At 34.1% G+C, this 2,560-nt stretch carries 1 protein-coding gene; it reads right to left on the bottom strand.

Annotated features, from left to right (window positions below):
- Positions 1–165 precede the first annotated feature (165 nt).
- Positions 166–2,560: hypothetical protein (locus ACZFYI_RS18885; protein ID WP_462525671.1), on the bottom strand; the 2,395-nt coding region annotated here is incomplete at its 5' end.

Below are 2,560 nucleotides of genomic sequence, written 5' to 3'. Positions count from 1 at the left end.
AGATACAGAAAATAAAAATTCATTTGAAACTCGAAAATCGATTTACGCGAAACCAAAGTTGGAAAACAAAATATTCTACATTCACTGGAATGAATTAGAAAAACTCAAGATGAAAAAAAATTGTTTAAGTATAACCATAAGATTTTGATAAGTATATACGGTAGCCTATTTGCTAGACCCAAACTTTAATGAAGGAACAGCTCTACTGAAAATCGAGTAAATGCCCCCAATCGCCCCAGCAATACCTGTGACAAATGTCGTGGCTTGATCAAGGAAGTTTTTGTCGAAATAACTAATAATTGCTACTGACAACAGAATAAAACTAAAAACTGCAACTTGAAGACTTTTCACATTGCCATACTTTTGTTCGTCGAGTTTGAACAGTTCTAATTCCTCTGAAGAAATATTACTTAGGACAAAATACCGGAAGGTCTTGCTGAATAACTTAGGCATATCATATTGATCTGTCTTAATAAGAATCCCTTTTTGGATAAGCTCTACGATCACATCATTATTTGAAAAATTAAAAAACCCTTCCATGCTGAAATAATAGCAAACCTTTTTCTCATCAAAACTTAACACAGACCATAAATTTGTAAAATACGCCTTTTTTGATCTTTGGTTTGAAAGCAATTGGCTCTCCTCAGCTTCATCATCTAAGATTGGAATCAGAGGTATTACAGGAACATACTCAAAATGAAAACTGCTGAAAATCTGAGAAAATCTGATTCTATATGCAGCTGTTTCAAGAAGTTTATTGATCTCCTTCCAAGAAATTGCAGAACTCAAAATAAGTATTGCTTTTTTTTCTTTCGCCTTTTCCATAATCAAAGGTAATGAATCGATCAAGCCCTGTTCGATGGAATAACAGTGGATATTTTGGATAAACCAGACGGATTTTGTTGTCAGTCTATCGGGGATTTGTTGGACCCATGACAGAGACGTGTCCAAGATTGCATCCATAATCCCGATTTCTTCCTCTTTCACATTAAATTTGTCTCGAACCCAATCCAAATTAAGATTGGTATCTGAACCGCAAAGGAATACTCTAGAAGGAGAGTCGCCTTCTGCAAATTTCTTATCTTCGGTCCATTCTGGTAGATACCTGAAATTCAAAAAATAAATTTTATCAATAAGAGTCTTCAGAATCCAAATAGTGATTGATAGCAAGATAAAAAACAGTAAACTGATAAACAGAAATGTGCCCGGCTCATCAATAAATTTTTTAACATAGGTTTCAAGAAAACCAAAAGATATAGCGGCTTTCTTTTGATCTGCCTGTGGTTCTACGTTCTGTCTTTTTAATGAAATAAAATCGGAAATCACGGGTTCATATTGGGAAGAAAGATTTCCAAAAACCGCCCTTCTGACTTCATCATAATTGACCCAAAATAAATTGGGTTCCTTCCTGTCAGATTTTACGGTTTGTTCTTCCCAATGAGTTTTTTCATAATTGTACACTTTTGAAAAAACAACATATCCGGGGATAAATCCTATGAGAAAAATCCACATCATCAGGAATCCAACATACAAGTTTTTAAAAGCTACATGGTCAAAGTGTTTTGAAGCATTGCTTGGTTGATTAGCTCGCTTAATATCAATTCTTTTTTTATAGATAACAGTGGCAATGACTGAGAAAACCACAAAAGTCAACATGATCCAAAAGGGAGCGTCATCCCCTACCTTTAGAAGCCCATAAAAAGGAAATACCAAAATACAAACCAATACCAAACAATTCCGCAATACTTGAATGTGGTTTTCATCATACCAATTTGGGCCAAGCCATACGTACATAAGAATTTTAATATGAATTGTACTTATTATGATGAGAAAAAACATACTGAAAAAATGAAAGCCAGGTTGGTTGTAGAAATAAACAAACAAAAAAGAATAGAAAACAAAAAAGCGGATCATTACCATAAACTCGAATGATTTCTGCTGATTTGGAAATAAGTAGTAATACGAGAATTTTTCCCACCTATTAAATTTTGAATGGGGTTTGATCAGTTTATTAAGATATGAAATAAGGGCCAAAAAGGATAGGTAAAAAAGAAGCAGAATCATGGACTCAAAAGTCAATAAGGATGAAAACACATGCTCCAAATGTGCATCTACCAAGTAAATCATCCACACAGGTTGGTCAAATTCTCCTCTTTTCTTAACTAGCACCATATCCGCTTCATATGCATGTCCGTCCAGGTAAAGAGGGATTTCCCATGGGTTGGATAATTCTTCATCACTGTTGGTCTTCATGATCGTCTCGATCTCTTTCCATTTCGATTCAGAAAGAATATCCTTGAGGTTATCTACAGGCGCATCAATTTTCTTGCTTTTTTGTATTACGAGTCCATTTTCTTTGAATAAAATATACCTTCTGATAGGATCGTATTTACTGTTAAATTTATCCCAATAAAAAGTGACCACTTGAAGTCTGTTTTTTTGTGTATCCAATTTGCTGATAACAGATTCCAATACTGCACTATTGAGAGGGTAATGTGAACCAATATATTTCTTTTGGTTTTTTTCTGTAATAAATTTAGGTTCATCAGGTTTTTTAACA

The sequence above is a fragment of the Aquiflexum sp. genome, assembly GCF_977115555.1.
Note: the sequence above shows the minus strand (reverse complement) of the source record. Positions and strands in the feature narration are given on the sequence as shown.